This is a genomic window from Polynucleobacter sp. MG-5-Ahmo-C2 (assembly GCF_018687735.1).
In the GTDB taxonomy this organism is placed as follows: Bacteria; Pseudomonadota; Gammaproteobacteria; order Burkholderiales; family Burkholderiaceae; genus Polynucleobacter.
On sequence record NZ_CP061304.1, the window covers coordinates 739221 to 764703 of the forward strand.

Sequence of the window (25483 nt, forward strand, 5' to 3'; positions counted from 1 at the left end):
TGTTATCTAGAATGACAAACAATAAGCCTGCGAGTAACTACGTAGGCTTATTTTCTTTGGCCTGCCTCTGAAAGCGCATGGCAGTGCCATCTTCACGAATACGTTTCCAAACTGAGAGTTTCTCTTCATCCGAGAGAAATACCCAATTGCTGACTTCACTTAGAGTGCGACCACAGCCTTGGCAGATCTCGTCATAAAGCGTTGTGCAGACTCCAATGCAAGGAGAGTCGGAAGCATCATCTCCCGTAGAGAGTGAATGTGAGCCGTCTTGGGCTTGGGAGTTGGCGGTATCAGAATTCATGGAAGTACTTTAGTCGATTTCAGCGGACTATGCTCGGCAAGCTCATCTACATACGCGCCAATCCCTTGGTGCTCACGATCAAGAAAATGTCCAATCGCCTTTGCAAATCTGGGGTCTTTAATGAAATGAGCGGATTGGATCGTAGTTGGTAAAAAGCCTCGCGCCATTTTATGTTCACCTTGTGCGCCACCTTCAAATGTCTGAATACCTTCAGCGATACAGTACTCAATGGCCTGGTAATAGGCAGTCTCAAAATGCAGACAAGGAATATGTTCTATTGCACCCCAATATCTTCCGAAGACCTTGGATGATGGTCGATCCACTACTAGCAAGGAAGCTGCAATTGGGCTTCCGTTTCGCTGGGCAAAAATTAAATGCAGATTGTCTGGCATTCGCTTTGCCAATAACTTAAAGAATGATTCATTTAAGTAAGGGCTTGATTGATGCTCTAGATAAGTATTTTGATAGCAATCAAAAAAGAATTCCCAATCTTGGTCGTTTGAATCTTCGCCGGGTACATGTTGAAACGAAATAGCCTCTCTTACCACTTGCTCTCGTTCGCGACGAATATTTTTTCGACGCTTCATTGTTAACGCAGATAAAAATTGCTCAAAACTTTGAAAGTTTTGGTTTTGCCAGTGAAACTGCACTGAGTCTCGCAATAGGAAGCCTTGTTCCCTTAGATACTCTGCTTGAGAATTCATTGGAAACAGAATGTGTGCAGAAGATAGATCGTTTTCTGCCAACAAAGACTTGAGGCCATCAATTAATGCCTCCTGAATTCTAGTCTGGTTCGACTCAGACCCGCATAAGATGCGTGAACCCTGCACGGGGGTAAATGGAATGGCACAAAGTATTTTGGGGTAGTAGTTCAAACCCTGCTGTTCATAAGCCTGCGCCCAAGACCAGTCAAAGACAAATTCACCATAGGAGTGTTGCTTTAGGTATAAAGGCATGGCGCCGACTAATCGGCCATCTTGTTTGAGAGTCAGGTGGGCAACTTGCCATCCAGTATTACCACCTACGCAGCCTGTTTCTTCAAGCGCGCTTAAAAATTCATGCTTTAGAAAGGGGCCGTCATTAGGGCTGAGAAGCGCATTCCAATCTGCAGCAGATACGTCGGATAGACGATCTAGGATTTCTAAATGGAGCTTGTCAGAGCCTGTCACTATTAGCGCTGGATTAATTCAATCTTGTATCCATCAGGATCGGTCACAAAGGCAATGATGGTGTCGCCACCTGCTACAGGACCAGCCTCACGAGTGACTTTGCCACCAGCAGCTTTAATTTTGTCGCAAGCAGCATAAGCATCTGGAACGCCAATGGCGATATGTCCATAGGCATCCCCCAGATCATAAGAAGAGACTCCATGGTTATAGGTTAGCTCAATCTCAGCTTGGCCATCAGCATTACCTTTGCCGTAGCCAACGAAGGCTAGGGAATATTTTTGCTCTGGGCGCTCGGTTGTGCGGAGCAAATTCATACCCAGCACTTTGGTATAGAAATTAATCGAGCGATTTAAATCGCCGATGCGAAGCATTGTGTGTAGGATCATCATGGTTACATTGACGCGTAGTTAGGGCCACCACCACCTTCTGGAGTAATCCAGATGATATTTTGGCTTGGGTCTTTAATGTCACAGGTTTTGCAATGGACGCAGTTCTGCGCATTAATTTGCAATCTGGCTTTACCATCAACCTCTACATACTCATAGACACCGGCAGGGCAATAGCGTTGCTCTGGACCGGCATAAGTCTTCAGGTTGATGTCTACCGGTACAGAATTATTCTTAAGGGTTAAGTGAGCCGGCTGATTCTCTGCATGATTGGTGTTAGAGATAAATACCGAGGAGAGGCGATCAAAGGTAATCTTGCCGTCAGGTTTCGGATAGTCAATTGGCTTATGTTGTGCTGCGGGCTCTAAGCATTCATGATCTGCATGCTTGAGATGCACGGTCCAAGGCATATTGCCGCCCAGGAGTTTTTGCTCTAGGCCAACCATGATGGTGCCAAGGTAAAGGCCCTTAGACATCCAAGGCTTAAAGTTACGCGCTTGATTGAGTTCGGTATGAAGCCAGCTATTTTGGAAAGCTGTTGGGTAGGCGGATAACACATCGGCAGAGCGATTTTCTTGAATAGCAGAAACGGCAGCTTCAGCAGCAAGCATGCCGGTCTTAATTGCGGCATGACTACCTTTAATACGCGACGCATTTAAGAAGCCTGCATCACAACCAATTAATGCACCACCTGGAAAGACTGTCTTCGGTAGACTGTTTAATCCGCCTGCAGTCAGTGCACGCGCACCGTAAGCAATCCGCTTACCACCCTCAAATGTTTCCCGAATCTTAGGATGCAATTTATAGCGCTGGAACTCTTCAAAAGGAGAAAGGTAAGGATTTTTGTAAGAGAGACCTACAACCAAGCCAACAGCAACTTTGTTGTCATCCAAGTGATAGAGAAATGACCCACCATAGGTATCGCTTTCCAGTGGCCAGCCAGCAGTATGAACCACCAGCCCAGGCTTGCTCTTAGAGGGCTCAACCTCCCAGAGCTCCTTAATGCCAATGCCATAACTTTGTGGATCGGCGTCTTTATCTAAGGCAAATTTAGAAATTAATTGCTTGCCTAGGTGGCCACGCGCACCTTCAGCGAAGAGTGTGTACTTAGCACGTAATTCCATCCCAAGCTGAAACTGATCTGTAGGATTGCCTTCTTTGTCTAAACCCATTACACCAGTAATCACGCCGCAGACTGCGCCTTGCTCGTTGTACAGAATCTCTGCCGCTGGAAAGCCCGGGAAAATTTCTACACCCAGATTCTCAGCTTGCTGTCCTAACCAACGTGTTACGTTTGCGAGGCTAACTATATAGTTACCTTCATTTTTAAAGCAGCGGGGCAGCATCCAATTGGGAACTTGAAACGCGTTATCAGTGGTGAGGAATAGAAATTGATCTTGCGTCACTTCAGTGTCGAGTGGCGCACCCATTGCTTTCCAGTCAGGAAAGAGTTCGTTGAGGGCTTTTGGATCCATGACGGCGCCTGACAGAATATGCGCGCCAATCTCCGAGCCTTTTTCTAGAACGCAGACACTAATCTCTTTGCCGGAGGAGTTGGCCAATTGTTTGGCTTTAATTGCTGCCGATAGACCAGCCGGGCCGCCGCCAACAATGACTAGGTCATAGTCCATGGATTCCCTGGGCCCAAATTGCTCTAGTAATTGTGCTGCGTTCATGCAAATTCTCCGGAATTTCTTAAAAATAGGCTTTTCAGCCCCATTAGTTTAGTTCGAATAGCTAAAAACCAAATCGGTGCTGAGACTGGCTGGGCTTGGAGAGCTGAGGCGTTATGATTACTTTTTTACCCATTTCGGCAATATTAGGACAAAAGCGATGAATAAAACCTACCCATCGGCAGTAGATGCTTTGCGAGATATCTTGAATGACGGACAAAAACTGGCTGTTGGCGGCTTTGGTCTATGCGGCATTCCAGAGGCCCTCATTCAGGCAGTAAAGGATTTGGGTGCACAGAATTTGACAGCGATTGCAAATAACGCAGGCGTGGATGGTTTTGGTTTAGGTCTGCTATTGAACTCTCGCCAAGTAAAAAAGATGGTTGCATCTTATGTTGGCGAGAATAAGGAATTTGAGCGTCAGTTTTTAGCTGGTGAGTTAGAGCTTGAATTCACCCCTCAGGGCACCTTAGCAGAAAAATTACGTGCCGGTGGTTGTGGTATTCCTGCTTTTTATACAAAGACTGGTGTTGGTACATTGGTTGCTGAGGGTAAGGAAGTAAAAGAATTTGATGGCGAGAAATACATCATGGAGCGTTCCATCGTTTCAGATATTTCTTTAGTGAAGGCATGGAAGGCAGATAAGTCTGGAAATTTGGTTTATCGGTATACCGCTCGCAACTTCAATCCAGTAGTAGCGATGGCTGGAAAGATAACGGTTGCTGAGGTTGAAGAGATTGTTGAGAACGGCCAACTTCACCCCGATGAAATTCATACCCCAGGAATTTATGTGCACCGTTTAGTGCTGCACAAAACACCTGAGAAGCGAATTGAGCAACGTACCTTGACTGCAAAAGCTTAATTACCCAAAACAGAAGAGCAACAGAACAGAATATTTAGGAAGATTGATATGCCTTGGACTAGAGATGAGATGGCAGCACGTGCTGCCAAAGAGCTAAAAGATGGTTATTACGTAAACCTGGGAATCGGGATGCCAACTTTGGTGGCAAACCATGTTCCAAAGGACATGGAAGTGTGGCTCCAGTCAGAAAATGGATTATTGGGTATTGGCCCATTTCCAACGGAAGAAACCATTGATGCAGATTTAATTAATGCAGGTAAGCAAACAATTACCACTCTCCCTGGCTCATCCATTTTTTCTTCTGCTGACTCTTTCGGCATGATTCGTGGCGGAAAAATTAACATTGCTATTCTGGGTGCGATGCAAGTCAGTGAGCACGGTGACTTAGCTAACTGGATGATTCCAGGAAAAATGGTCAAAGGCATGGGCGGTGCAATGGATTTGGTTGCTGGTGTAAAGCATGTGGTTGTCTTGATGGAGCACGTTGCCAAAAAGAAAGACGGCACAGAAGAGCTCAAGATTCTGCCTAAATGCACATTGCCATTAACGGGCGTGGGCGTGATCAGCCAGATTATTACTGATCTTTGCGTGTTGGATATCACACCAAAAGGTCTGAAATTGACCGAATTAGCTCCTGGTGTCACCAAAGAAGAGGTAATTGCTAAGACGGGTGCCCCTGTTGATACAGCGGGTTTCTAACTACCGTCATTATTTAATGAAATAATGGGATCACCATGTCGGGATCCCATCATTCACATTCAGTAAAGTCTAGAGTTCAGATGAGCTCAGAAGTAGATCCTTCGCTGCACGCCCATAAAAAGGGTGACGCAAGGCACACCCACAGCAAGCAAGTCTCAAACCAAAATCTGCTTTTAATAGCCCTCGTACTAACTTTGGGTTTTTCAGGCGTTGAGGGTGCCGCCGCGTACTTCGCAAATTCCTTGGCGTTGATCTCTGATGCTGGTCATATGGTGACCGATGCCGCAGCTTTAGGTTTGGCGCTCTTGGCCCAAATTATTTCTCGTCGCCCGCCATCGCCAAAACATTCTTTCGGCTTCGGAAGGGCTGAAGCACTAGCAGCGTTCGTAAATAGTATTGTGATGTTAGCTTTAGTCGTATGGATTGTGTTTGAAGCTATTAGTCGTTTCTATGACCCGCATAAAGTAGACGGCCTGACTGTTACGGTGGTTGCTGCGATCGGCCTTCTCATGAATATCGTCGTGGCCTGGGTGTTGTCACGTGACAAGAAGAGCGTTAATACACGTGCTGCACTTGTTCATGTCATGGGTGACTTGCTCGGATCAGTTGCTGCCTTGATTGCTGGTGTTGTTATTCAGTTAACTGGCTGGATGCCAATTGATGCCATCCTCTCAATCCTGGTTTCCCTTTTAATTCTCAAATCAACGATTTCTATTTTGGGTGAGTCATATCACTTCCTAATGGAGGGTGTTCCTCTGCATATTGATTATTTGCAGGTGGGCAAAGACTTGAGAGGTGTGCCCGGCGTATTGGCTGTTCATGATCTTCATGTTTGGGAGATGACACCAAGCTTTCCTGCATTAATTGGCCATATTGAAATCGCTGAAATGCAAGAGTGGCCGGAAATTATGTCGCGTATCAATGCAATGCTGCTTGACAAGCATGGTATTGACCATGTGACCTTGCAGCCCGAAGTATTTGGCGGAACCGATGAGTATGTCCCAGATGAGAGCGCTCAGGATGAAGTGTATTCAGCCCCAGTGATTCACCAGGGCGACACCTTTTATGTGCAGTGCATGGATGGCGATAGCAATCATCGCATGGCCTATCACGCTTGGGGCAATCCGAGAAATCCAAGAGTCTTGCTCTGCGTTCACGGCTTAACAAGACGCGGTAGCGACTTTAAGACTCTAGCTGAGGCAATGTGCCGCGATTATTACGTAGTCTGCCCAGATGTTGTTGGCAGGGGAGACTCAGATCGTCTCAGTAACCCAATGCAATATGCTGTTCCCCAGTATGTTGCCGATATTGCCCAACTCGTTAAAACACTGGGAGTATCCCAAGTCGATTGGATTGGAACTTCGATGGGCGGCCTAATTGGCATGGTTTATGCAGCAATGCCAAACTCCCCAATTCGTAGAATGTTAATCAATGATGTCGGGCCAAAAATTGAAGCTGAAGCGATCAAACGCCTAGGTTCGTATGTTGGTCAGCCATTTTCATTTGCTAACCGTACTGATGCTTTAAATCGGCTGAACGAAATTTGCGCTACATTTGGTGAGCACACTCCTGATGAGTGGGAAACCTACAACGGCCCAATGCTGATCGAGCGTAATGGCTTATGGATCATGCACTACGATCCTGATATTTCCGTGCCGTTTGCTTCTGTGAACCCCATTATGGCCAAGGCAGGTGAAATGGCAATGTGGCATGCCTTTAAGCAAATTCATATTCCGATGTTGATCGTGCGTGGTGCTGATTCTGACTTACTTTCGGCAGCTACAGTTTCCCAGATGTGCAAAGTCAATCCATACGCTCGTAGCATTGAGATTCCGAACGTGGGTCATGCACCAGCATTTGTGAAAAAAGAACAAATTGCGCTAGCAAAAGAATTCTTTAGTTAAGCTTTGGTTGCCAATGGCAAACGCCTCTAGTAAATCAGAAAAAGTAAGCATATTTACCGATGCTTGGTATGGCGAGCCAGCAGAATCTCATACCACTGGCGTAGCCCAAATACTGCAAGCCCTCAACCTAGATGAGGCTACATTGACTGCAGCTAGCAACATCGCGCGTACGCATGGCAAAGATGCCCTCATCAAACTGATTGGTGAAGAGCCGGCAAAGTTATTGATTGGTTATCGCGGCTTACGCCAGGCTCAAGCAAAGTTAGTTCGTGATGATGGTGGTCTCAGTGTCACAGGTCAAGAGGAGATGCTGCGGAAGATGCTTCTAGCATTTGGCGATGATCTTCGTGTTGTCCTGATTTATTTGGCCTCACGCTTACAGACTCTGCGATGGGTTGCGCAAGAAAAAATGTCTATGCCTGCAGCTTGGGCACAAGAGATTCTCAATATCGATGCTTCGCTGGCTAATCGATTGGGTATCTGGCAAATGAAGTGGGAGATGGAGGACTTGGCATTTAGAGTCATGTCGCCAGATATTTATCGCGATATTGCCAAGATGCTCGATGCCAAAAGAATTGAACGTCAAACCTTTATCGATCGCATTGTTTTGCAGCTTCAAGATGAATTAAAGTTGGCACAGATTGATGGTGAGGTGTTAGGTAGGCCAAAACACATCTACAGCATCTGGAAAAAGATGCAAGGTAAGTCACTCGACTTTGCTGATCTTTATGATGTCAGAGCATTTCGTGTCTTGGTTGCGGATGTGAAATCTTGCTACACAGTATTAGGTATTGTGCATAACGTATGGCAGCCAGTACCTCGTGAGTTTGATGATTACATTGCAAGGCCCAAGCCGAATGGATATCAATCTCTACACACAGTGGTGATGAATGAAGATGGCACTGCCTTTGAGATTCAGGTGCGCACCCAAGAAATGCATCAGCAGGCAGAGTATGGTTTAGCAGCCCATTGGCGTTACAAAGAGGGTGCCTATATTGGTATGGCGACGCCGCCCAATTCAGGGAAGGCAAATAAACCCAGCATCAACCATCAGCAGGGTACTCATAGCGCAGAGGTGGCTTATGAAAGACAAATCGCCTGGGCGAGACAGCTTATCTCCTGGAAAGAAGATGCATGGGAGCAACTCAAGCATCATGAGATAGATCATCATATTTATGTGCTAACCCCTTTAGGTAAAGTGATTTCTCTGGAGAAAGGATCTACGCCAGTTGATTTTGCTTATGCAGTACATACCAGCCTGGGGCATCGTTGTAGAGGTGCGCGAGTAGATGGTGCAATGGTTCCCCTGGAGACGGCATTGCAAAATGGTCAAACTATTGAGATCGTTGCAGTCAAGCATGGGGGTCCATCACGAGATTGGATTAGCCCAGATAAGCACTATTTACGCTCGCATAGAGCACGCTCTAGAGTACGCGCTTGGTTTAATGCCCTTGATGATGAGGAAGCAGGCCTTTCAACAAAACCTCCAGAAAATAAAGTTGAAGTTAGCGCAGAAGAAAAGACGCCTACACCAGAAATTATTTTGCGCAATAGCACTCGCAAAGCTGGACAAAGCGGCGATGTCTTAGTTGTCGGCGTGGATTCTTTGCTGACGCAATTAGCGCGTTGCTGCAGGCCAGTGCCTCCAGATGCAATTGCAGGTTTTGTGACTCAGGGTCGAGGGGTCTCGATTCATCGGCGCTCTTGCAAAACCTTTAGAGGGCTTTTGGAGCGAGCACCAGAGCGGGTTATTCAAACTGCCTGGACTGCCGCTACCAACAAAACTGCGGAGAATGATCAAAAGAGGGTGTTCCCGGCTGATTTAGTAGTAACTGGTTTGGATCGCCAAGATTTGATGCGCGAGCTCTTTGAAATTCTGACTCGGCAAGGTGTCCATGTGATTGATTTGCGCAAATCTGCTAAAAAAGGCCTCGCCCAGATCCTTTTAACGCTAGAGGTAAAGGATTCTGAGGTACTACGCTCAGTTCAAAATAGCCTAGAGGAGGTTAAAGGGGTCACCCAAGTGCGTCGCCGGTGATAAACTCTATGGCTGTATAGGCTCGTAGCTCAGCTGGTTAGAGCACCACCTTGACATGGTGGGGGTCGTTGGTTCGAGTCCAATCGAGCCTACCAACGAATAAGACCCAAAGGGGAAACCCGAGGCGCGGATGCCCATAAGCTGCCGCGCTTTATTTTTAGGTCATAGTAGTAAAACAGAAGTTCAGTCAATAAGATGGAGTCGTCATGCTTGTAGTTACTCTGCCCGATGGATCAAAACGTGAGTTTGAGGACCCAGTCCGCGTAGCGGATGTTGCTCAAAGCATTGGTAGCGGTCTTGCAAAAGCAGCCCTTGGCGGCATTGTTGACGGCAAGATAGTTGATACCAGTTTTGTAATCGATAAAGATAGTCAGCTCGCCATCATCACCGACAAGAGTCCTGAAGCACTTGAGATTGTTCGTCACTCAACCGCTCACTTATTGGCATACGCTGTTAAAGAATTATTTCCAGAAGCGCAAGTGACCATTGGTCCAGTGATAGAGAATGGTTTCTATTACGACTTCTCTTATCATCGCCCGTTTACTCCAGATGATTTGGTTGCGCTTGAGAAAAAAATGACTGAGCTCGCTAAAAAAGATGAACCAGTCATTCGCACGGTGATGCCGCGCGACGATGCGGTAAAGTTTTTCAAAGATCAAGGTGAGAATTACAAGGCAGAATTGATTGCCGCTATTCCGCAAGGCGAGGATGTTTCCTTGTATGCCGAAGGTAAGTTCACCGACCTATGTCGAGGACCTCATGTGCCATCGACCGGTAAACTAAAAGTATTTAAGCTACAAAGCGTTGCTGGCGCTTACTGGCGCGGTGATAGCAAGAATGAGATGTTGCAGCGTATTTATGGTACTGCCTGGCTGCACAAAGAAGATCAAGATGCTTACTTGCATATGTTAGAAGAAGCTGAGAAGCGTGATCACCGACGTCTTGGCAAGTTACTTGACCTCTTTCATTTTCAATCGGAAGCTCCCGGACTCATTTTCTGGCATCCAAAAGGTTGGTCAATTTGGCAAGAAGTTGAGCAATACATGCGACGTGTGTATCAGCAAGAAGGCTATCAGGAAGTAAAGGCGCCGCAGATTCTGGATCGTGGTCTTTGGGAAAAATCTGGGCACTGGGAAAACTATAAAGAAAACATGTTCACTACTGAGTCTGAAAATCGCGCTTATGCATTAAAGCCGATGAACTGCCCTGGCCATGTACAGATTTATAACTCTGGCTTGCATAGCTATCGTGAGTTGCCACTTCGTTTTGGTGAGTTTGGTCAGTGTCACCGCAATGAACCATCCGGTGCATTGCATGGTTTGATGCGCGTTCGCGGTTTTACTCAAGATGATGGCCATATTTTCTGTACCGAAGATCAGATTCAGTCAGAGGTTGCCCAGTTTGACAAAGCGGTGCGCGCTGTTTACCAAGATTTTGGCTTTACTGAAGTTGCTGTGAAGCTGGCTTTGCGTCCGGCAAAGCGCGTTGGTGATGATGCTATTTGGGATAAAGCGGAAGAGGCCCTGCGTGGCGCCTTAAAGGCTTCTGGCCAAGAATGGGAAGAGTTACCAGGCGAGGGTGCTTTTTACGGCCCGAAGATCGAATATCACCTCAAGGACTCTATTGGGCGTACTTGGCAGTGTGGCACGATTCAGGTAGATTTTTCAATGCCAGCCCGTTTAGGAGCTGAATATGTGGCTGAAGACAATAGTCGCAAGACCCCAGTAATGCTTCATAGAGCAATTGTGGGCTCTTTGGAGCGTTTTATCGGTATATTGATTGAAAACCACGCAGGAAACATGCCAGTTTGGCTTGCTCCGACCCAGGCGGTAGTCCTGAATATCTCCGGAAATTCTGCTGCATATGCACAACAAGTGCAGCAATTGCTGAAAAAACAAGGGTTTAGAGTCGAATCGGATTTGCGGAATGAGAAAATTACGTATAAAATACGCGAGCACGCATTACAGAAGACCCCATTTTTGCTGGTTGTAGGGGATAAAGAGTCTGAAAGTAATACGGTGGCCGTTCGTGCCCGTGGCGGAGTGGATTTAGGTGTAATGCCTCTTGATGCCTTCGTTGCCCGACTCCAGCAGGATATATCCCAGAAAGTCGGACCCGAGCCTAGCTAGGGTTAGAACGGTTTTTATTGTTTTTTTAAAGGAATTAAGAAGATCGCTACTGAAAAATTGCAGCGCATTAACCGGGAAATTACTGCTCCTGAAGTGCGTTTGATTGGAATTGATGGAGAGCCCATCGGTGTAGTTAAGTTGAGTGAAGCCTTGGCGGCAGCAGAAGAGAAAGAGACCGATTTGGTTGAAATTGCTCCGACAGCCGAACCACCTGTAGTCCGGATCATGGACTTCGGCAAATTCAAGTACCAAGAAGCCAAGCGTCAGCATGAAGCAAAGCTGAAGCAAAAAGTGATTCAGGTGAAGGAAGTTAAATTCCGTCCTGGCACAGATGATGGTGATTATGGTGTGAAGCTACGCAATCTAATCCGCTTTTTGGAAGATGGCGATAAGACAAAGATTACGCTGCGGTTTCGGGGTCGCGAAATGGCCCACCAAGAAATCGGAGCAAGAATGTTGGAACGTTTGAAGTTGGATCTGCAAGAGCATGGCCAAGTTGAACAGTTTCCAAAAATGGAAGGCCGTCAGATGGTGATGGTACTGGCCCCCATTCGTAAGGCTAAGTAAAAAGAAAATTCTTAGGAGTTCTCTTTTTCTTATGTAGGGAGGCATTCTTAGTGAATAACTAAGATGCTGGCAGTTTGAAGTGCTTCTGGGTACAGGAAGAGTAACCGTCGGTTACCACCTATGTTGCACAAGTGAATGAAGGGGTGCTTTATGCCCAAGATGAAGAGCAAGAGTAGCGCTAAAAAGCGCTTCACGGTTCGCGCAGGCGGAACGATTAAACGAGGTCAGGCTTTCAAACGCCATATCCTCACCAAGAAGACCACAAAGAACAAGCGTCATTTGCGTGGTTCCACCGAAGTTGCGAAAGCTGACGTTAAGTCAATTCGCTCCATGCTTCCTTACGCTTAACCTCAGACTAGATTAGGAGAATTAAATGCCAAGAGTCAAACGTGGGGTTACAGCAAGAGCCCGTCATAAAAAAATCACTGATGCCGCAACAGGTTATCGCGGTCGTCGTAAAAACGTATTCCGTATTGCTAAGCAAGCGGTTATGCGTGCTGGTCAATATGCATATCGTGACCGTCGCAACAAGAAACGTGTATTCCGCGCTTTGTGGATTGCTCGTATCAACGCGGCAGTTCGTCAGCATGACATGACCTATAGCGTATTCATGAATGGTATGAAGAAAGCGTCAATCGATCTCGATCGTAAAGTGCTTTCTGATATGGCCATTGCTGACAAAGCGGCTTTTGCTGCTTTGGTTACTCGGATCAAATCCGTAGTAAACGCTGCAGCTTAATCTTAGTTTTTTAAACTAAGCTGCAATGGTTTCTCTCGACCACATTGTCGAGGATGCTAAACGTGATTTCCTCGGAGCTGCCGATGCGGCAGCTCTTGAGGACGCGAAAGCCAAGTATCTCGGTAAATCAGGTGTTCTCACTGAGCGTCTAAAAGCGCTTGGTGGAATGTCGCCTGAGGAGCGTAAGAGTGCTGGCGCCCACATTAATCAAATCAAAACCCAGGTAGAAGCTGCATTGCAAGAGCGTCGCCAAGCGTTGGCTGATGCAGTGTTGATGCAACGCCTAGCTGCGGAGTCTATTGATGTTTCCATGCCTGGTCGTGGCCAAGCAGTTGGTAGCTTGCATCCTGTGATGCGTACCTGGGAACGTGTTGAAGAGATCTTTCGCTCAATTGGTTTTGATGTAGCTGATGGCCCTGAGATTGAAACCGATTGGTTTAATTTCACCGCCTTAAATAGTCCTGAGAATCATCCTGCCCGTTCAATGCAGGATACTTTTTATATTGACGGCAAAGATAGCAGTGGAAAACCTTTGTTGTTGCGTACCCATACCAGCCCAATCCAAGTTCGTTATGCCAGTGAGCATGTGAAGAAATATGCCCATGCAAATGTGATGCCTCCAATTAAAGTAATCGCCCCCGGAAGAACCTACCGTGTGGATAGTGATGCCACCCATTCACCAATGTTTCATCAGGTTGAGGGTTTGTGGATAGCAGAGAATGTTTCCTTTGCAGATCTCAAGGGCGTCTATACCGACTTATTGAGAACTTTCTTTGAAACAAACGAATTACAAGTGCGCTTCCGTCCATCCTATTTTCCTTTTACAGAACCTTCTGCTGAAATTGATATGGCTTTTGGCAATGGAAAACTTGCTGGTCGCTGGTTGGAAATCTCTGGAGCAGGGCAGGTTCATCCCAATGTATTACGCAATATGGGTATTGATCCAGAGCGTTACACCGGTTTTGCATTTGGGTCTGGCTTGGAGCGCTTAACGATGTTGCGTTACGGAGTAGATGATTTGCGCCTCTTCTTCGAAAACGATCTCCGTTTCTTGGCACAGTTCCCTGCATAACAAATTATTCATTAAGAAATCTTAGATCGCGCTATGCAATTTTCTGAATCTTGGCTCCGTCAGTATGTGAACCCCTCACTCGATAGTGATGCATTGGGTCATGCAATGACAATGGCCGGTTTAGAGGTGGAAGAGCAACATTCGGTTGCGCCTGTATTTACCAAAATCGTGATTGCGCAGATTTTGTCTGCTGAGCAGCATCCCGACGCAGACCGTTTGCGTGTCTGTAAAGTCGATGCTGGGACTGGTCAAGAATTACAAATTGTTTGCGGTGCACCCAATGCCCGCGCTGGTATCAAGATTCCTTGTGCCATGGTTGGCGCTGAACTTCCTCCGGCAGAAGTAGGCGGAAAGCCATTCATGATCAAAGTAGGTAAGTTACGTGGTGTAGAAAGTCAGGGCATGTTGTGCTCTGGTCGCGAGCTTGGTCTAGGTGATGATCATGAAGGTATCTTAGAGTTACCGGCAGATGCACCGATTGGTAAAGACATTCGTGAGTACCTAGATCTAGATGATCAAATTTTTGTGATTAAGTTAACGCCCAATAAGGCGGATTGCCTTTCTCTTATGGGAATAGCGCGAGAAGTATCTGCAATTACTGGTGCAGCACTTTGTGCTCCTAAATGGAATGTACCAGCAGTATCATTCGATGAGAAGCGTAAGGTCATAGTAGAAAATAAAGAGCTCTGCGGACGTTTTTCAGGTCGAGTAATCCGCGGCGTGAACCCACAGGCAAAAACACCGGATTGGATTGTGCAACGTCTTGTACGTGCCGGCCAAAGAAGTATTTCTGCATTAGTGGATCTATCTAACTATGTGATGTTAGAAATGGGTCAGCCTACACATGTATTTGATATTGATAAATTGAATGGCGATATCACAGTGCGTTGGGCTAAAGCAGGGGAAATTCTTGAACTATTAAATGGTCAGACGGTGACTTTGCAAGGCCCAGACTCTGCAGGCAAGATGCAGGATGCTGGTGTAGTTGCTGACCAATCCGGTCCAGTGGCTCTTGCAGGGATCATGGGCGGTAATCATTGCGCTGTATCTGATGTCACCAAGAATATCTATGTAGAAGCAGCCTATTGGCTTCCTTCGGCTATTCAGGGACGCGCGCGTCGCTTTAATTTTAGTACCGATGCTGCTCATCGCTTTGAGCGTGGCGTAGACCCGCAAAATACTGTCAATTGCCTTGAATATCTTTCCTCTTTAATTTTAGAGGTGTGCGGTGGCCAAGCGGGCCCAGTAGATGACCAGGTTTTAAACCTACCAGAGCGTAAAGCTGTGAAAATGCGGCTGGCCCGCGCTCAAAAAGTGATCGGCATTCCGCTCACAAATACAATTGTTGGCGATGTCTTTCAGCGTTTAGGTTTCGATTTTAAGCAAGATAGCGATGCATTTGTAGTCATGCCTCCAAGCTATCGGTTTGATATTGAAATCGAAGAAGATTTGATTGAAGAAGTCGCACGTATGTACGGCTTTGAAAATATTCCTGATATTCCTCCAGTTGCCTCTTTAAAAATGAGTGCTAAGGCAGAGGCAAAGCGCGGTATTCATTTATTGCGCCAGCGTTTTGCTTTGCAAGGCTATCAAGAAGTTGTGAATTTTGGATTTACTGATCTTGAAAGTGAAAAACGACTGACTGGTGTTGCCCAGGAAGACGTCATTGCCGTTCTCAATCCAATTGCCAGCCAATATGGGGTAATGCGTAGCACCCTATGGGGTGGATTGCTAAATAACCTCAAAGCCAATTTGAATCGTGGTTCAGGTCGTGTGCGCTTGTTCGAGGCTGGCCGGGTATTTATGCGTGATTCTAGCGTCCAAGAGGAGCCTGGTAAGGTGGCCGGCTTTAATCAGCCACAGAAGGTGGGCGGCTTGGCTTATGGCTCTTTCGTGCCAGAGCAGTGGGCAAGCGCTAATCGAGTTGTGGATTTCTTTGATGTGAAGGGCGATCTTGAGAGGGCTTTAGATCCTCTGCAGTTTGTAACTGAGGCCGGCCAACACCCCGCTTTGCATCCGGGCCGCTCAGCACAGATATTCCTAAAAACAATCTCAGGAAAGACTGTAGTTGGTTGGATTGGTGAATTACACCCCGGTTTACAGCAAAGCTATGAGTTGCCGCAAGCACCAGTTCTATTTGAGTTAGATTTGGACCTCATTAGAGACTTAGGCTTGCCTCAGCCAGAGGAGCTCAGCAAGTTCCCAGCAGTGCAACGTGATTTGGCTTTGGTAGTTAAACAAAATGTTTCTGCGCAATCTTTACTGGATGCAATGGCAGCCAGTAAGCAGAAATTCGTACGTACCATTGAGCTGTTTGATGAGTTCAAGCCAAAGTCAGGATCCAGCAGTATGGCTGATGATGAAAAGAGTTTAGCTTTCCGCGTAACCCTTCTAAATACGCAGGAAACATTACAGGATCCCCAAATTGATGCAGTTATGGCAGCTTTATTGGATGCCGTAGAAAAAAAGTGCGCGGCTCGTCTGCGCTAGGTTTAGTATTAGGTAAATATCAAAAAGCTTTTGAAGAGACTAGCAATGAGTGAAATCAATATCAACGACACCGTTACCAAGAACGAACTATCCGAAGCACTCTTCGATCAGGTTGGTCTCAATAAGCGTGAAGCAAAAGATATGATTGACGCTTTTTTTGATCGCATTGGTCAATCTCTTGAGTCTGGCGTTGAAGTGAAGATCTCCGGCTTTGGTAATTTCCAGTTGCGCAATAAATCGGCTCGTCCTGGCCGAAACCCAAAGACAGGACAAATGATTCCGATAGCGGCAAGACGTGTAGTTACTTTTCATGCAAGTCAAAAGCTTAAAGATGTAGTGGAGTCACATGCTCGAGAAATCCGAGTTTGATGCTAGCTCGGCGTTACCGAGCTCTCAACTCCCCCCGATCCCGGCCAAGCGATATTTCACTATTGGTGAAGTTGCAGAATTGTGCGGCGTCCGCTCCCACGTATTGCGTTATTGGGAGCAGGAGTTCTCACAGCTAAGCCCACAGAAACGACGGGGCAATCGCCGCTATTATCAGCACCATGAAGTAGTGTTGATTCGTAAAATCAGAGCACTGCTTTATGAAGAAGGTTTTACTATTAGTGGCGCCAGAAATCGCCTGGATGAAGTGCGCGGCGAACTACGCCTCCGCGATGAGTTGCAGGCGGTTTTGCAAATTCTGTCCAAATAGTTGCTGATACAATTTTGTCTCTTGTCGGGGCGTAGCGCAGCCTGGTAGCGTACATGCATGGGGTGCATGTGGTCGGAGGTTCAAATCCTCTCGCCCCGACCACCTATCTCTAGCCTTTTTATTGACCCCAAATGAGCTCATCAAACCCCACTCCACAAATACAAGCTAGAACTAGCTTCTTTGGCTTAGATATTCCTTTTCTTGACCATTTGGGCGTTGTTCCCGAATATGCGGAGAATGGCAAGTCACGGATTAGCCTTGTGCTCAAACCCGAATTTACCAATAGCTTTCAAGTTGCTCATGGAGGCCTAGTCATGACTTTGCTCGATTTTGCGATGGCGGCTGCCGCGCGAAGTGCAGCTAAACATCCTTTGGGGGTTATCACTATTGATATGACGACTAGCTTCTTGCGACCGAGCGTTGGCAGTATCGTGGTGGAGGGGAGTGTATTAAAGGCTGGCAAGACCGTGAATTATTGTGAAGCGGTGGTATTAAATGATGCCGGTGAGATCACTGCGAAGGCGAGCGGTACATTCATCTTGAGAAAGTAGCATCTCTAGTAGATTCTTTATAATCGATAATAATATTTATAACTATTATATTGATTAATATAATAGTTGATTTTATTAACCTTCAAATTTTAGGTTATTAACATATTGCTTAAATGATTAATTCATATATAATTAATCTATAAATAGCTTAATATATTTTAATTTAGCTATTCAAAATCACCCTATTTGGAGAAAAATATACATGTCTTCTTATAAAGACTTATTAGCTCAGCGTGAGCAGTTGGATAAACAGATTAAAGAGGCAATCGCTCTAGAAAAAGCCGATGGAATTGCTAAGGCTAAAGTGATTATTGAGCAATATGGACTAAATGCTTCGGACTTATTTAGTCGTAAAGCAGGCACAAAGAGTGCTGGCGGCAAGGTGGCCCCTAAATACCGCAACCCATCAACAGGCGAAACCTGGACCGGTCGTGGCAAGGCTCCGAAGTGGATTGATGGCAAAGATCGTGCTAACTACCTGATTTAATTCCATGATTTAACTGCTGCATCTAAAAAGGCCGCTCATGCGGCCTTTTTAAGGTCAATAGCCTATTAGGCGCATTTCTTGGCTAGTGCCTCTATAAAAATGGGCTCCAATAATTCATACCGGCTGCCTTGGGGCCATGATTGATCCACCTCGATATTGGTTGCAGGGTAGCCAAAAATAAGCGGATTATGGTCAATGAGACCATTTTCTAGCTCTTGTTGGATATTTTCTGTGAATTGGGCTCGATGACTATTGTTTTCATCTGCAAGGGCTAGGACGCCCGGGTGTAGCTTGATAAAACCTTCATCTACTAGTATAGGAATCCTCTGTGTGTCCTTGTTTTTACTCAGATAATGGATTAGATGGACCTGTTCAACCGGTGGTATTAATGCATCTAAAAAGATCAAATCAGGCGCAATGGATACTGCCTTCATTAAGCCTTCCAAGCTATCAATAGCCACCTCCATCTCTACCTTTAATTGCCAATCTCTAATTGATTCGAGGAGGGTTTGGCTATTTTCAGCCCTACGAAATATGCCCATGGCAATACAGTTTTGACTGGTCTTTTGTCGCATAGCTCTTTTTCTACGTTGGAGTTGCTGCTCTAGTGAGCTAGCCATTATTCTTCTGTGCCCCCCGCGCGTCTTCCAGGCAATTAATTCACCTAATTCCACCATTTTTTGAACGGTTCCAAGCGATACCTGCAAAATCTTGGCGCTTTGTCTGGTACTGAGATATTCCATATCCGGAGTAACGGTTTTCATATTTCCCTTAATTTCATTAATTCATTTGAAGATTTAGAGAATAAAAATCAAACTCCAGGGAATCTGTCAGTCAATCTTGAAAGCCAAGTAGGAAAGTGCTTATTAATTCGCTTTACATGGGGAAATACCCCAAAACCCGGATCAATCAGGGAAAGCCCTTTATATAGCAATGGTCAATCGTGTTAAATTACTAAGGTAGTAACAGTATTTGCACAGATCAATTCGTGAGACGGTACAGCCGCGTAACGGATGGTTATAACCACAGTTTTTAATCGGGAAACCCGATGAAAGGTGAGCATCATGATGCAGGAATCAAGAGATAACTCTTATCTCTTTGGCGGTAACGCACCCTACGTAGAGGAACTCTACGAATCTTACTTGCACGATCCGGCTTCTGTCGCTGATCATTGGCGAGCTTATTTTGATAACGTGAAACAAGTCCCTGCTGTGGATGGTTCATCTCGAACTGACATTGCACATGCGCCTATCGTTGCCTCTTTTGCAGAGCGCGCTAAGCAAGGTCCTATCAGAACGATTTCTGATTCGGCTGACTCTGAGCTCGGACGTAAACGCGTTGCTGTTCAGCAATTAATTGCCGCGTATCGTAACGTGGGTAACCGCTGGGCGAATATTGACCCATTGAAGCGCACTGAGCGCCAAGACATTCCTGAATTAGATCCCGCTTTTTATGGATTCACTGATGGCGATATGGATATCGTCTTCAACACAAGCAATACCTTCTTCGGCAAATCCGATATGTCCTTGCGTGATTTATTGCAAGCATTGCGGGAAACCTACTGCGGCACGATCGGTGCCGAGTTTATGTATATTGCCGATCAAAAGATTAAGAAGTGGTGGCAAGAGAAGTTAGAGTCTATTCGCTCAACGCCACAATTTAATGTGGAAGAGAAGCGCCAAATTCTGGACCGTGTTACTGCGGCAGAAGGCTTGGAGCGCTATCTTCAGGCGAAGTATGTTGGTCAAAAACGCTTCTCCCTTGAGGGTGGTGAGAGTTTTATTGCCTGTATGGATGAGCTTATTCGTGACGCTGGTTCCAAAGGCGTTCAAGAAATCGTAATCGGTATGGCCCACCGTGGTCGCCTGAACGTGCTCATTAATACCCTGGGCAAAATGCCAAAAGACTTGTTTGCTGAGTTTGAACACAAAGGTCCAGAGACATTGCCAGCCGGTGACGTGAAGTATCACCAAGGTTTCTCAAGTGATATGTCCACACCAGGAGGCCCAGTTCACTTATCTTTAGCGTTTAATCCATCCCATTTAGAAATCGTGAATCCAGTAGTTGAAGGTTCAGCACGTGCTCGTATGGAGCGTCGTGGCGATATGTTGGGTGAACAAGTTATGCCAGTCCTAGTACACGGTGACGCTGCGATTGCGGGTCAAGGCGTGATGCAAGAGACTTTGGCGATGTCAGAGGTTCGTGGCTACTCCACGGGCGGTACTGTGCATATTGTGATTAATAACCAAATTGGTTTCACAACATCTGATCCACGCGACTTGCGTTCAAGCTTGTATTGCACGGACATCATGAAGATTGTGGATGCTCCTGTATTGCACGTGAATGGTGACGATCCTGAGGCGGTGGTTCTGGCCACTAAATTGGCGCTCGAGTTCCGCATGAAGTTCCATAAGGATGTGGCGATTGATATCGTTTGCTTCCGTAAGCTTGGTCATAATGAACAAGATACGCCTGCGATGACTCAGCCATTGATGTACAAGATTATTGCTGCGCACCCTGGCACACGTAAGGTCTATGCCGATCGATTAGAGGCCCAAGGCGTCTTGCCAGCGGGTACTGGCGATTTGATGGTGAAAGAGTACCGTGCTGCAATGGACGAAGGTAAACAGACTTCTGATCCGGTATTGAGCAACTTCAAAGGTAAGTTCGCAGTCGATTGGATTCCTTTCTTGAATAAGAAATGGACCGATGAATCTGACACCGCCATTCCATTGACAGAATGGAAGCGTTTGGCTGAGAAGATTTCGACCATTCCTCAAAATTTCAAAGCCCATCCATTGGTTGCGAAGGTCTATAACGATCGCGCAGCAATGGGGCGAGGTGAGGTAAATGTTGACTGGGGTATGGGTGAACATATGGCTTTTGCCTCCTTGGTTGCCAGTGGCTACCCAGTGCGTTTATCCGGAGAAGATAGCGGTCGCGGTACCTTTACACATCGCCATGCGGTATTGCATGAACAGGATCGTGAAAAGTGGGATACCGGCACGCATATTGCTCTTCAACACGTTGCTAAAGATCAGGCGCCGTTTGTGGTGATTGACTCGATTCTTTCTGAAGAGGCGGTTCTCGGCTTTGAATATGGTTATGCAGCAGCAGAACCGAACACTCTAACCATTTGGGAAGCCCAGTTCGGCGACTTTGCTAACGGTGCACAAGTGGTGATTGACCAGTTCATTGCTTCTGGTGAGGTGAAGTGGGGTCGTGCTAATGGCCTTGTCATGATGCTGCCTCACGGTTACGAAGGTCAAGGTCCAGAGCATTCATCCGCACGTTTAGAGCGCTTCATGCAATTATGCGCCGATACAAATATGCAGGTGATTCAACCGACTACTGCATCACAGATCTTCCACGTATTGCGCCGTCAAATGATTCGTCAGTTCCGCAAGCCGCTGATCTTGATGACGCCAAAATCATTACTTCGTAATAAAGAGGCTGCCTCTCCTTTGTCAGAATTTACAAAGGGTGGATTTCAGACCATTATTGGCGAGCGCGATGACGCGATCGATGCTAAACAGGTCACGCGTTTGATTATGTGTTCGGGTAAGGTCTATTACGATTTGGTGAAGCAGCGCACCGAGAATAAGATTGCTGATGTCGCCATCATTCGTCTAGAGCAGCTCTATCCGTTTCCACATAAAGCATTGACCGCTGAACTCAAGAAATATCCAAAACTAGAAGAGGTGATTTGGTGTCAGGATGAACCACAAAACCAAGGTGCTTGGTTCTTTGTCCAACACAACATTTTGGAAAACATGTCTGATGGTATGAAGTTGGCTTATGCAGGTCGTCCCGCATCTGCTTCGCCTGCTTGCGGTTATGCACATCTCCATCAAGAACAGCAGAAGTCTTTACTGAATGCGGCATTTGCCAAACTAAAAGGTTACGTGATTACGAAATAACCGTCGTCACAACTCAACATACATATAACTAGGATTAATCATGGCTATTTTTGAAGTTAAAGTTCCACAACTCTCTGAATCAGTTGCTGAAGCAACTTTGTTGCAATGGAAAAAGAAAGTCGGCGATGCCGTTGGTCAAGACGAGATCTTGATTGAAATCGAAACTGATAAGGTTGTTCTTGAGGTACCAGCCCCGTCTGCTGGTGTTTTAACTGAAATCGTGGTTGCCGATGGTGGCACTGTTGTTGCAGAGCAGTTGATTGCTAAGATTGACAGCACTGCAGTAGCTACTGCGGCTCCTGCGGCTGCCGCACCTGCCCCAGTCGCCGCTCCAGCACCTGCAAAAGCAGCAGCTCCTGCTGCCAAAGCCGGCGCAGCTGCTGCTCCTTCGGCCGCGAAGATTCTTGCTGAAAACAATATCAACGCTGGCCAAGTTGCTGGCTCTGGTCGTGATGGCCGCATCACTAAGGGGGATGCATTAAGTGCTGCTGCTGGTGGTGCAAAATCTGCCGCTATTCCAAGTGCACCAATGCCGATGGGCGCTCGCCCAGAAGAGCGCGTTCCAATGAGCCGCTTGCGTGCCCGTATTGCAGAGCGCTTACTTGAGTCACAAGCAAATAATGCAATTTTGACCACGTTCAATGAAGTCAATATGGCTCCAGTGATTGCAATGCGTAACAAGTACAAAGATCAATTTGAAAAAGTTCATGGTGTGAAGTTGGGCTTTATGTCCTTTTTCGTGAAAGCAGCCACACACGCCTTGAAAAAATTCCCATTGCTCAATGCCTCGGTTGATGGAAACGATATCGTTTACCACGGCTACTTTGATATCGGTATCGCTGTAAGCTCGCCACGTGGTTTGGTTGTTCCGATTCTGCGTGACGTTGACCAAATGAATTTGGCTGATATTGAGAAGAAGATTGCTGAGTTTGGTGTTAAAGCGCGTGAAGGCAAGCTGTCGATTGAAGAGCTCACTGGCGGCACATTCTCCATCTCTAATGGTGGCGTATTTGGTTCCATGCTTTCAACCCCAATCATTAACCCACCACAATCTGCAATTTTGGGTATCCATGCCACTAAGGACCGTGCTGTTGTTGAAAACGGTCAAGTAGTCGTTCGCCCAATCAATTATTTGGCTTTGTCTTATGATCACCGCATTATTGACGGCCGCGAGGCGGTGCTTGGTTTAGTTGCGATGAAGGATGCTTTAGAAGATCCATCACGTCTTCTCCTTGATTTGTAAGAAGGGAAGATCATGAGCCAAGCTTTTGATGTACTCGTAATTGGTGGTGGCCCTGGTGGCTACATCGCCGCCATACGTGCTGCGCAACTTGGTTTTAAAGTTGCCTGTGCTGAATCTAGTTCTTATGATGATCCTAAAGGTGAGCCACGCTTAGGTGGTACTTGCTTAAACGTCGGCTGTATTCCATCCAAGGCTTTATTGGCTTCTTCTGAGGAATTTGAGAAGATTGGGCATCATGCTGCTGATCATGGCATTAAAGTTGGCGCTGTCAGCATTGATTCCAAAAAGATGGTTGCTCGTAAAGATGACATCGTTACGAAGATGACTGGTGGTATTCAGTATTTGTTCCGCAAGAATAAGATCACTTTGCTAAAGGGCCATGCCTCTTTTGAAGCTAAGGGTGCTGATGGCTATCAAGTCAAGATTGACGGTAAAGACAAAGAAACTGTAAGTGCCAAGAATGTGATTATTGCAACCGGTTCAAAAGCACGTCATTTGCCTGGTTTGCCAGTAGATAACGTTTTGATCTGCGATAACGAGGGTGCCTTAAAGTTTGATTCAGTGCCCAAGAAGCTTGGCGTGATTGGCGCCGGCGTGATTGGTTTGGAGCTCGGTTCCGTATGGCGTCGCCTGGGTTCTGAGGTGACTGTGCTCGAGGCGCTACCTACATTTTTGGCGGCTTGTGATATCGGTATCGCCAAAGAAGCTCACAAGCTTTTTGTGAAGCAGGGCTTGAACATCAATATGGGTGTGAAGATTGGTGAAGTGAAGGCAGATAAAAAAGGTGTTGTTGTGAATTACACCGATAGCGCTGGTAAAGCTGCTAAGTTGGAATGCGATCGCCTGATAGTATCTGTTGGGCGTGTACCCAATACCGATCAGTTAGGCTTAGACAAGATTGGCCTTAAGGTAGACGAGCGTGGCTTTATTCCAATTGATGACCATACTTGCGCAACTGCTGCTCCTGGTGTTTATGCGGTTGGTGACGTAGTGCGCGGCCCCATGTTGGCCCATAAAGCAGAAGACGAAGGCGTTCTCGCGGCGGAAGTAATCGCTGGTCAAAAACCACACATTGATTACAACTGCATTCCTTGGGTGATCTATACCGATCCTGAAATTGCTTGGGTTGGTAAGACTGAGCAAGCACTCAAAGAGGCTGGAATTGCATACAAGGCAGGTCAATTTCCATTTGGAGCTAACGGTCGCGCATTGGGTATGGGTCGCGCTGATGGTTTTGTCAAAATCTTGGCCGATGCCAAGACTGATGAAATCCTGGGAGTTCACATCATTGGACCAAATGCATCTGATTTAATTGCAGAAGCAGCTGTAGCGATGGAATTTAAGGCAGCAGCTGAAGATATTGCACGCATCTGTCATCCGCATCCCAGCTTGTCAGAAGTGATACGCGAAGCAGCATTAGCGACGGATCAACGCGCATTAAATATGTAATTGAAAACCATTGAGTTTTACCAGCAAGAGTTAAAGACGCGCGGGTATCAAAGTGATCCCGCGCAGCTTCGTGCTGTAGAGCGTCTACAGCAGTGCGAAGACGAGTGGATTGCCTATAAAGAAATCCGTAGCAACAATCTCAAGAAGGCGCTCTTTAAGCCGGCACTCCCCCGCGGTTTGTATTTATGGGGCGGGGTAGGTCGTGGTAAATCCTTTTTGATGGATTGCTTTTATGCAGCTTCACCATTAGAAAAAAAGATTCGCATTCATTTTCATGAGTTCATGCGGGAAGTACACCGCGAATTGCATGAGCTTTCAGGCATGTCAGATCCGCTAGATGAGCTTGCTAAGAGGATATCAAAGCGCTATCGCCTGATTTGCTTTGATGAGTTCCATATTAATGACATTGCTGATGCCATGATGCTGTATCGCCTATTAAGTGCGCTATTTGAGGATCGCGTGCAATTTGTGATGACATCAAACTATCGCCCGGATCAGCTGTACCCCAATGGCCTGCATCGCGATCGCTTATTGCCAGCCATCAAATTACTTGAAGAAAAGTTAGATGTTCTGAATGTCGATGCAGGTAACGACTATCGTCGTGTGCAAATGGCTCAAGTAGAGGCTTACCTATCTCCGGCTAATGCAGAAACCCAAGTCAAACTTGGCCAAATGTTTCAGACTTTGATTGGTAAGAAAAAAGAGACGCAAATGCCGGTCTTATATATCGAGTCTCGCGAACTGCGTCCCTTGCACATGGCTGAGGGAGTAGTTTGGTTTGATTTTCAAACGCTGTGTTGTGGCCCGCGCTCTCAAAATGACTACTTAGAGATTGCCAAGCAGTTTCATACAGTGATTCTTTCTGGAGTGCCGTATATGCCTCCAAGAATGACGAATGAAGCCCGTCGGTTTATCTGGCTCATAGACGTTTTATACGACCATAAGATCAAATTAATCATCTCGGCTGATGTTCCAGCCCCAGATCTGTATACCGAGGGTCAAATTACCGCGGAATTCTCCAGAACCGTGTCCCGCCTGATTGAGATGCAGTCCCGTGACTACCTGGATGCGCCACGCCGGGTAATTGACACAAGCTTGACCTAAAAT

The 25483-nt window shown here is 46.4% G+C and carries 23 protein-coding genes and 2 tRNA genes; 20 read left to right on the forward strand and 5 right to left on the reverse strand.

Annotated features, from left to right (window positions below):
• Window positions 1-37: 37 nt before the first annotated feature.
• The 4 genes from C2740_RS03840 to C2740_RS03855 are packed head-to-tail and all read right to left on the reverse strand — an operon-like array spanning window position 38 to window position 3532.
• Window positions 38-301 carry a DUF1289 domain-containing protein gene (locus C2740_RS03840; RefSeq protein ID WP_215294088.1) on the reverse strand — a complete coding sequence of 88 codons (264 nt, stop codon included), beginning with the start codon at window positions 299-301 and terminating at the stop codon, window positions 38-40.
• Window positions 298-1470 carry a GNAT family N-acetyltransferase gene (locus C2740_RS03845; protein WP_215294089.1) on the reverse strand — a complete coding sequence of 391 codons (1173 nt, stop codon included), beginning with the start codon at window positions 1468-1470 and terminating at the stop codon, window positions 298-300. Before C2740_RS03845 ends, C2740_RS03840 begins: the two co-directional genes overlap by 4 nt.
• Before the next feature lie 2 nt (window positions 1471-1472).
• Window positions 1473-1859, reverse strand: a complete 387-nt coding sequence (gene gloA, locus C2740_RS03850) for a lactoylglutathione lyase (protein ID WP_215294090.1) — start codon at window positions 1857-1859, stop codon at window positions 1473-1475.
• Between the two features lie 2 nt (window positions 1860-1861).
• Window positions 1862-3532, reverse strand: a complete 1671-nt coding sequence (locus C2740_RS03855; protein ID WP_215294091.1) for an electron transfer flavoprotein-ubiquinone oxidoreductase — start codon at window positions 3530-3532, stop codon at window positions 1862-1864.
• Window positions 3533-3689: 157 nt separating this feature from the next.
• Between C2740_RS03855 and C2740_RS03860 the strand changes: the two genes are divergently transcribed.
• The 16 genes from C2740_RS03860 (at window position 3690) to C2740_RS03935 (ending at window position 17764) form a co-directional block, all read left to right on the forward strand.
• Entirely contained in the window at window positions 3690-4391 is a 702-nt protein-coding gene (locus C2740_RS03860; RefSeq protein WP_215294092.1) for a CoA transferase subunit A, read from the forward strand.
• A 48-nt stretch (window positions 4392-4439) separates the two neighbouring features.
• On the forward strand, window positions 4440-5090 hold the full coding sequence (locus tag C2740_RS03865; RefSeq protein WP_215294093.1) for a CoA transferase subunit B: 651 nt from the start codon (window positions 4440-4442) through the stop codon (window positions 5088-5090).
• An 80-nt stretch (window positions 5091-5170) separates the two neighbouring features.
• Entirely contained in the window at window positions 5171-6994 is a 1824-nt protein-coding gene (locus tag C2740_RS09460; RefSeq protein ID WP_215294094.1) for an alpha/beta fold hydrolase, read from the forward strand.
• A gap of 13 nt (window positions 6995-7007) precedes the next feature.
• Complete coding sequence (locus tag C2740_RS03875) at window positions 7008-9032, forward strand: bifunctional (p)ppGpp synthetase/guanosine-3',5'-bis(diphosphate) 3'-pyrophosphohydrolase (RefSeq protein ID WP_215294095.1); 2025 nt, start codon at window positions 7008-7010, stop codon at window positions 9030-9032.
• An 18-nt stretch (window positions 9033-9050) separates the two neighbouring features.
• Window positions 9051-9127: transfer RNA gene (locus C2740_RS03880), tRNA-Val, on the forward strand.
• A gap of 111 nt (window positions 9128-9238) precedes the next feature.
• On the forward strand, window positions 9239-11161 hold the full coding sequence (thrS, locus tag C2740_RS03885) for a threonine--tRNA ligase (RefSeq protein ID WP_215294096.1): 1923 nt from the start codon (window positions 9239-9241) through the stop codon (window positions 11159-11161).
• Between the two features lie 42 nt (window positions 11162-11203).
• Window positions 11204-11728 carry a translation initiation factor IF-3 gene (infC, locus tag C2740_RS03890; RefSeq protein ID WP_201721516.1) on the forward strand — a complete coding sequence of 175 codons (525 nt, stop codon included), beginning with the start codon at window positions 11204-11206 and terminating at the stop codon, window positions 11726-11728.
• 150 nt (window positions 11729-11878) lie between these two features.
• A complete protein-coding gene (gene rpmI, locus C2740_RS03895) occupies window positions 11879-12076 on the forward strand; it encodes a 50S ribosomal protein L35 (RefSeq protein WP_011902674.1) in 198 nt (65 codons plus the stop codon).
• Window positions 12077-12101: 25 nt separating this feature from the next.
• Window positions 12102-12467: a 50S ribosomal protein L20 gene (gene rplT, locus C2740_RS03900; RefSeq protein WP_215294097.1), complete on the forward strand. Its 366-nt coding sequence runs from the start codon at window positions 12102-12104 to the stop codon at window positions 12465-12467.
• A 25-nt stretch (window positions 12468-12492) separates the two neighbouring features.
• Complete coding sequence (gene pheS / locus C2740_RS03905) at window positions 12493-13539, forward strand: phenylalanine--tRNA ligase subunit alpha (RefSeq protein ID WP_215294098.1); 1047 nt, start codon at window positions 12493-12495, stop codon at window positions 13537-13539.
• Window positions 13540-13572: 33 nt separating this feature from the next.
• Window positions 13573-16029 (forward strand): phenylalanine--tRNA ligase subunit beta, encoded by a 2457-nt coding sequence (pheT, locus tag C2740_RS03910; protein WP_215294099.1) that lies wholly within the window; start codon window positions 13573-13575, stop codon window positions 16027-16029.
• 45 nt (window positions 16030-16074) lie between these two features.
• Window positions 16075-16398 carry an integration host factor subunit alpha gene (locus tag C2740_RS03915; protein ID WP_215294100.1) on the forward strand — a complete coding sequence of 108 codons (324 nt, stop codon included), beginning with the start codon at window positions 16075-16077 and terminating at the stop codon, window positions 16396-16398.
• The gene (locus tag C2740_RS03920; protein ID WP_215294101.1) at window positions 16376-16726 is read left to right on the forward strand and encodes a MerR family transcriptional regulator; all 351 of its coding nucleotides are present in this window, start codon (window positions 16376-16378) and stop codon (window positions 16724-16726) included. The genes C2740_RS03915 and C2740_RS03920 overlap by 23 nt, the downstream gene beginning before the upstream one ends.
• Before the next feature lie 25 nt (window positions 16727-16751).
• Window positions 16752-16828, forward strand: a tRNA-Pro gene (locus C2740_RS03925).
• 29 nt (window positions 16829-16857) lie between these two features.
• Entirely contained in the window at window positions 16858-17277 is a 420-nt protein-coding gene (locus C2740_RS03930; RefSeq protein ID WP_215294102.1) for a PaaI family thioesterase, read from the forward strand.
• A 202-nt stretch (window positions 17278-17479) separates the two neighbouring features.
• Complete coding sequence (locus C2740_RS03935; protein WP_215294103.1) at window positions 17480-17764, forward strand: H-NS family nucleoid-associated regulatory protein; 285 nt, start codon at window positions 17480-17482, stop codon at window positions 17762-17764.
• Window positions 17765-17829: 65 nt separating this feature from the next.
• On the opposite strand, the gene C2740_RS03940 is transcribed toward C2740_RS03935, so the two are convergent.
• On the reverse strand, window positions 17830-18528 hold the full coding sequence (locus C2740_RS03940) for an excisionase family DNA-binding protein (protein ID WP_215294104.1): 699 nt from the start codon (window positions 18526-18528) through the stop codon (window positions 17830-17832).
• 300 nt (window positions 18529-18828) lie between these two features.
• On the opposite strand from C2740_RS03940, the gene C2740_RS03945 reads away from it, so the two are divergent.
• Genes C2740_RS03945 through zapE form a run of 4 tightly spaced genes read left to right on the forward strand, consistent with a single transcriptional unit; the run spans window position 18829 to window position 25480 of the window.
• Window positions 18829-21684: a 2-oxoglutarate dehydrogenase E1 component gene (locus C2740_RS03945; protein WP_215294105.1), complete on the forward strand. Its 2856-nt coding sequence runs from the start codon at window positions 18829-18831 to the stop codon at window positions 21682-21684.
• A gap of 40 nt (window positions 21685-21724) precedes the next feature.
• The gene (odhB, locus tag C2740_RS03950; RefSeq protein WP_215294106.1) at window positions 21725-22927 is read left to right on the forward strand and encodes a 2-oxoglutarate dehydrogenase complex dihydrolipoyllysine-residue succinyltransferase; all 1203 of its coding nucleotides are present in this window, start codon (window positions 21725-21727) and stop codon (window positions 22925-22927) included.
• A 12-nt stretch (window positions 22928-22939) separates the two neighbouring features.
• Window positions 22940-24376 (forward strand): dihydrolipoyl dehydrogenase, encoded by a 1437-nt coding sequence (gene lpdA, locus C2740_RS03955; protein ID WP_215294107.1) that lies wholly within the window; start codon window positions 22940-22942, stop codon window positions 24374-24376.
• Window positions 24377-25480, forward strand: coding sequence for a cell division protein ZapE (gene zapE, locus C2740_RS03960; protein WP_215294108.1), 1104 nt, complete (start codon window positions 24377-24379; stop codon window positions 25478-25480).
• Window positions 25481-25483: the final 3 nt, after the last annotated feature.

Coding starts and splice junctions, on each gene's coding strand:
- C2740_RS03840 (WP_215294088.1), bottom strand. CDS start 301: ATGAATTCTGATACCGCCAACTCCCAAGCCCAAGACGGCTCACATTCA.
- gloA (WP_215294090.1), bottom strand. CDS start 1,859: ATGATGATCCTACACACAATGCTTCGCATCGGCGATTTAAATCGCTCG.
- C2740_RS03855 (WP_215294091.1), bottom strand. CDS start 3,532: ATGAACGCAGCACAATTACTAGAGCAATTTGGGCCCAGGGAATCCATG.
- C2740_RS03860 (WP_215294092.1), top strand. CDS start 3,690: ATGAATAAAACCTACCCATCGGCAGTAGATGCTTTGCGAGATATCTTG.
- C2740_RS03865 (WP_215294093.1), top strand. CDS start 4,440: ATGCCTTGGACTAGAGATGAGATGGCAGCACGTGCTGCCAAAGAGCTA.
- C2740_RS09460 (WP_215294094.1), top strand. CDS start 5,171: ATGAGCTCAGAAGTAGATCCTTCGCTGCACGCCCATAAAAAGGGTGAC.
- C2740_RS03875 (WP_215294095.1), top strand. CDS start 7,008: ATGGCAAACGCCTCTAGTAAATCAGAAAAAGTAAGCATATTTACCGAT.
- thrS (WP_215294096.1), top strand. CDS start 9,239: ATGCTTGTAGTTACTCTGCCCGATGGATCAAAACGTGAGTTTGAGGAC.
- rpmI (WP_011902674.1), top strand. CDS start 11,879: ATGCCCAAGATGAAGAGCAAGAGTAGCGCTAAAAAGCGCTTCACGGTT.
- rplT (WP_215294097.1), top strand. CDS start 12,102: ATGCCAAGAGTCAAACGTGGGGTTACAGCAAGAGCCCGTCATAAAAAA.
- pheS (WP_215294098.1), top strand. CDS start 12,493: ATGGTTTCTCTCGACCACATTGTCGAGGATGCTAAACGTGATTTCCTC.
- pheT (WP_215294099.1), top strand. CDS start 13,573: ATGCAATTTTCTGAATCTTGGCTCCGTCAGTATGTGAACCCCTCACTC.
- C2740_RS03915 (WP_215294100.1), top strand. CDS start 16,075: ATGAGTGAAATCAATATCAACGACACCGTTACCAAGAACGAACTATCC.
- C2740_RS03920 (WP_215294101.1), top strand. CDS start 16,376: ATGCTCGAGAAATCCGAGTTTGATGCTAGCTCGGCGTTACCGAGCTCT.
- C2740_RS03930 (WP_215294102.1), top strand. CDS start 16,858: ATGAGCTCATCAAACCCCACTCCACAAATACAAGCTAGAACTAGCTTC.
- C2740_RS03935 (WP_215294103.1), top strand. CDS start 17,480: ATGTCTTCTTATAAAGACTTATTAGCTCAGCGTGAGCAGTTGGATAAA.
- C2740_RS03940 (WP_215294104.1), bottom strand. CDS start 18,528: ATGAAAACCGTTACTCCGGATATGGAATATCTCAGTACCAGACAAAGC.
- C2740_RS03945 (WP_215294105.1), top strand. CDS start 18,829: ATGATGCAGGAATCAAGAGATAACTCTTATCTCTTTGGCGGTAACGCA.
- odhB (WP_215294106.1), top strand. CDS start 21,725: ATGGCTATTTTTGAAGTTAAAGTTCCACAACTCTCTGAATCAGTTGCT.
- lpdA (WP_215294107.1), top strand. CDS start 22,940: ATGAGCCAAGCTTTTGATGTACTCGTAATTGGTGGTGGCCCTGGTGGC.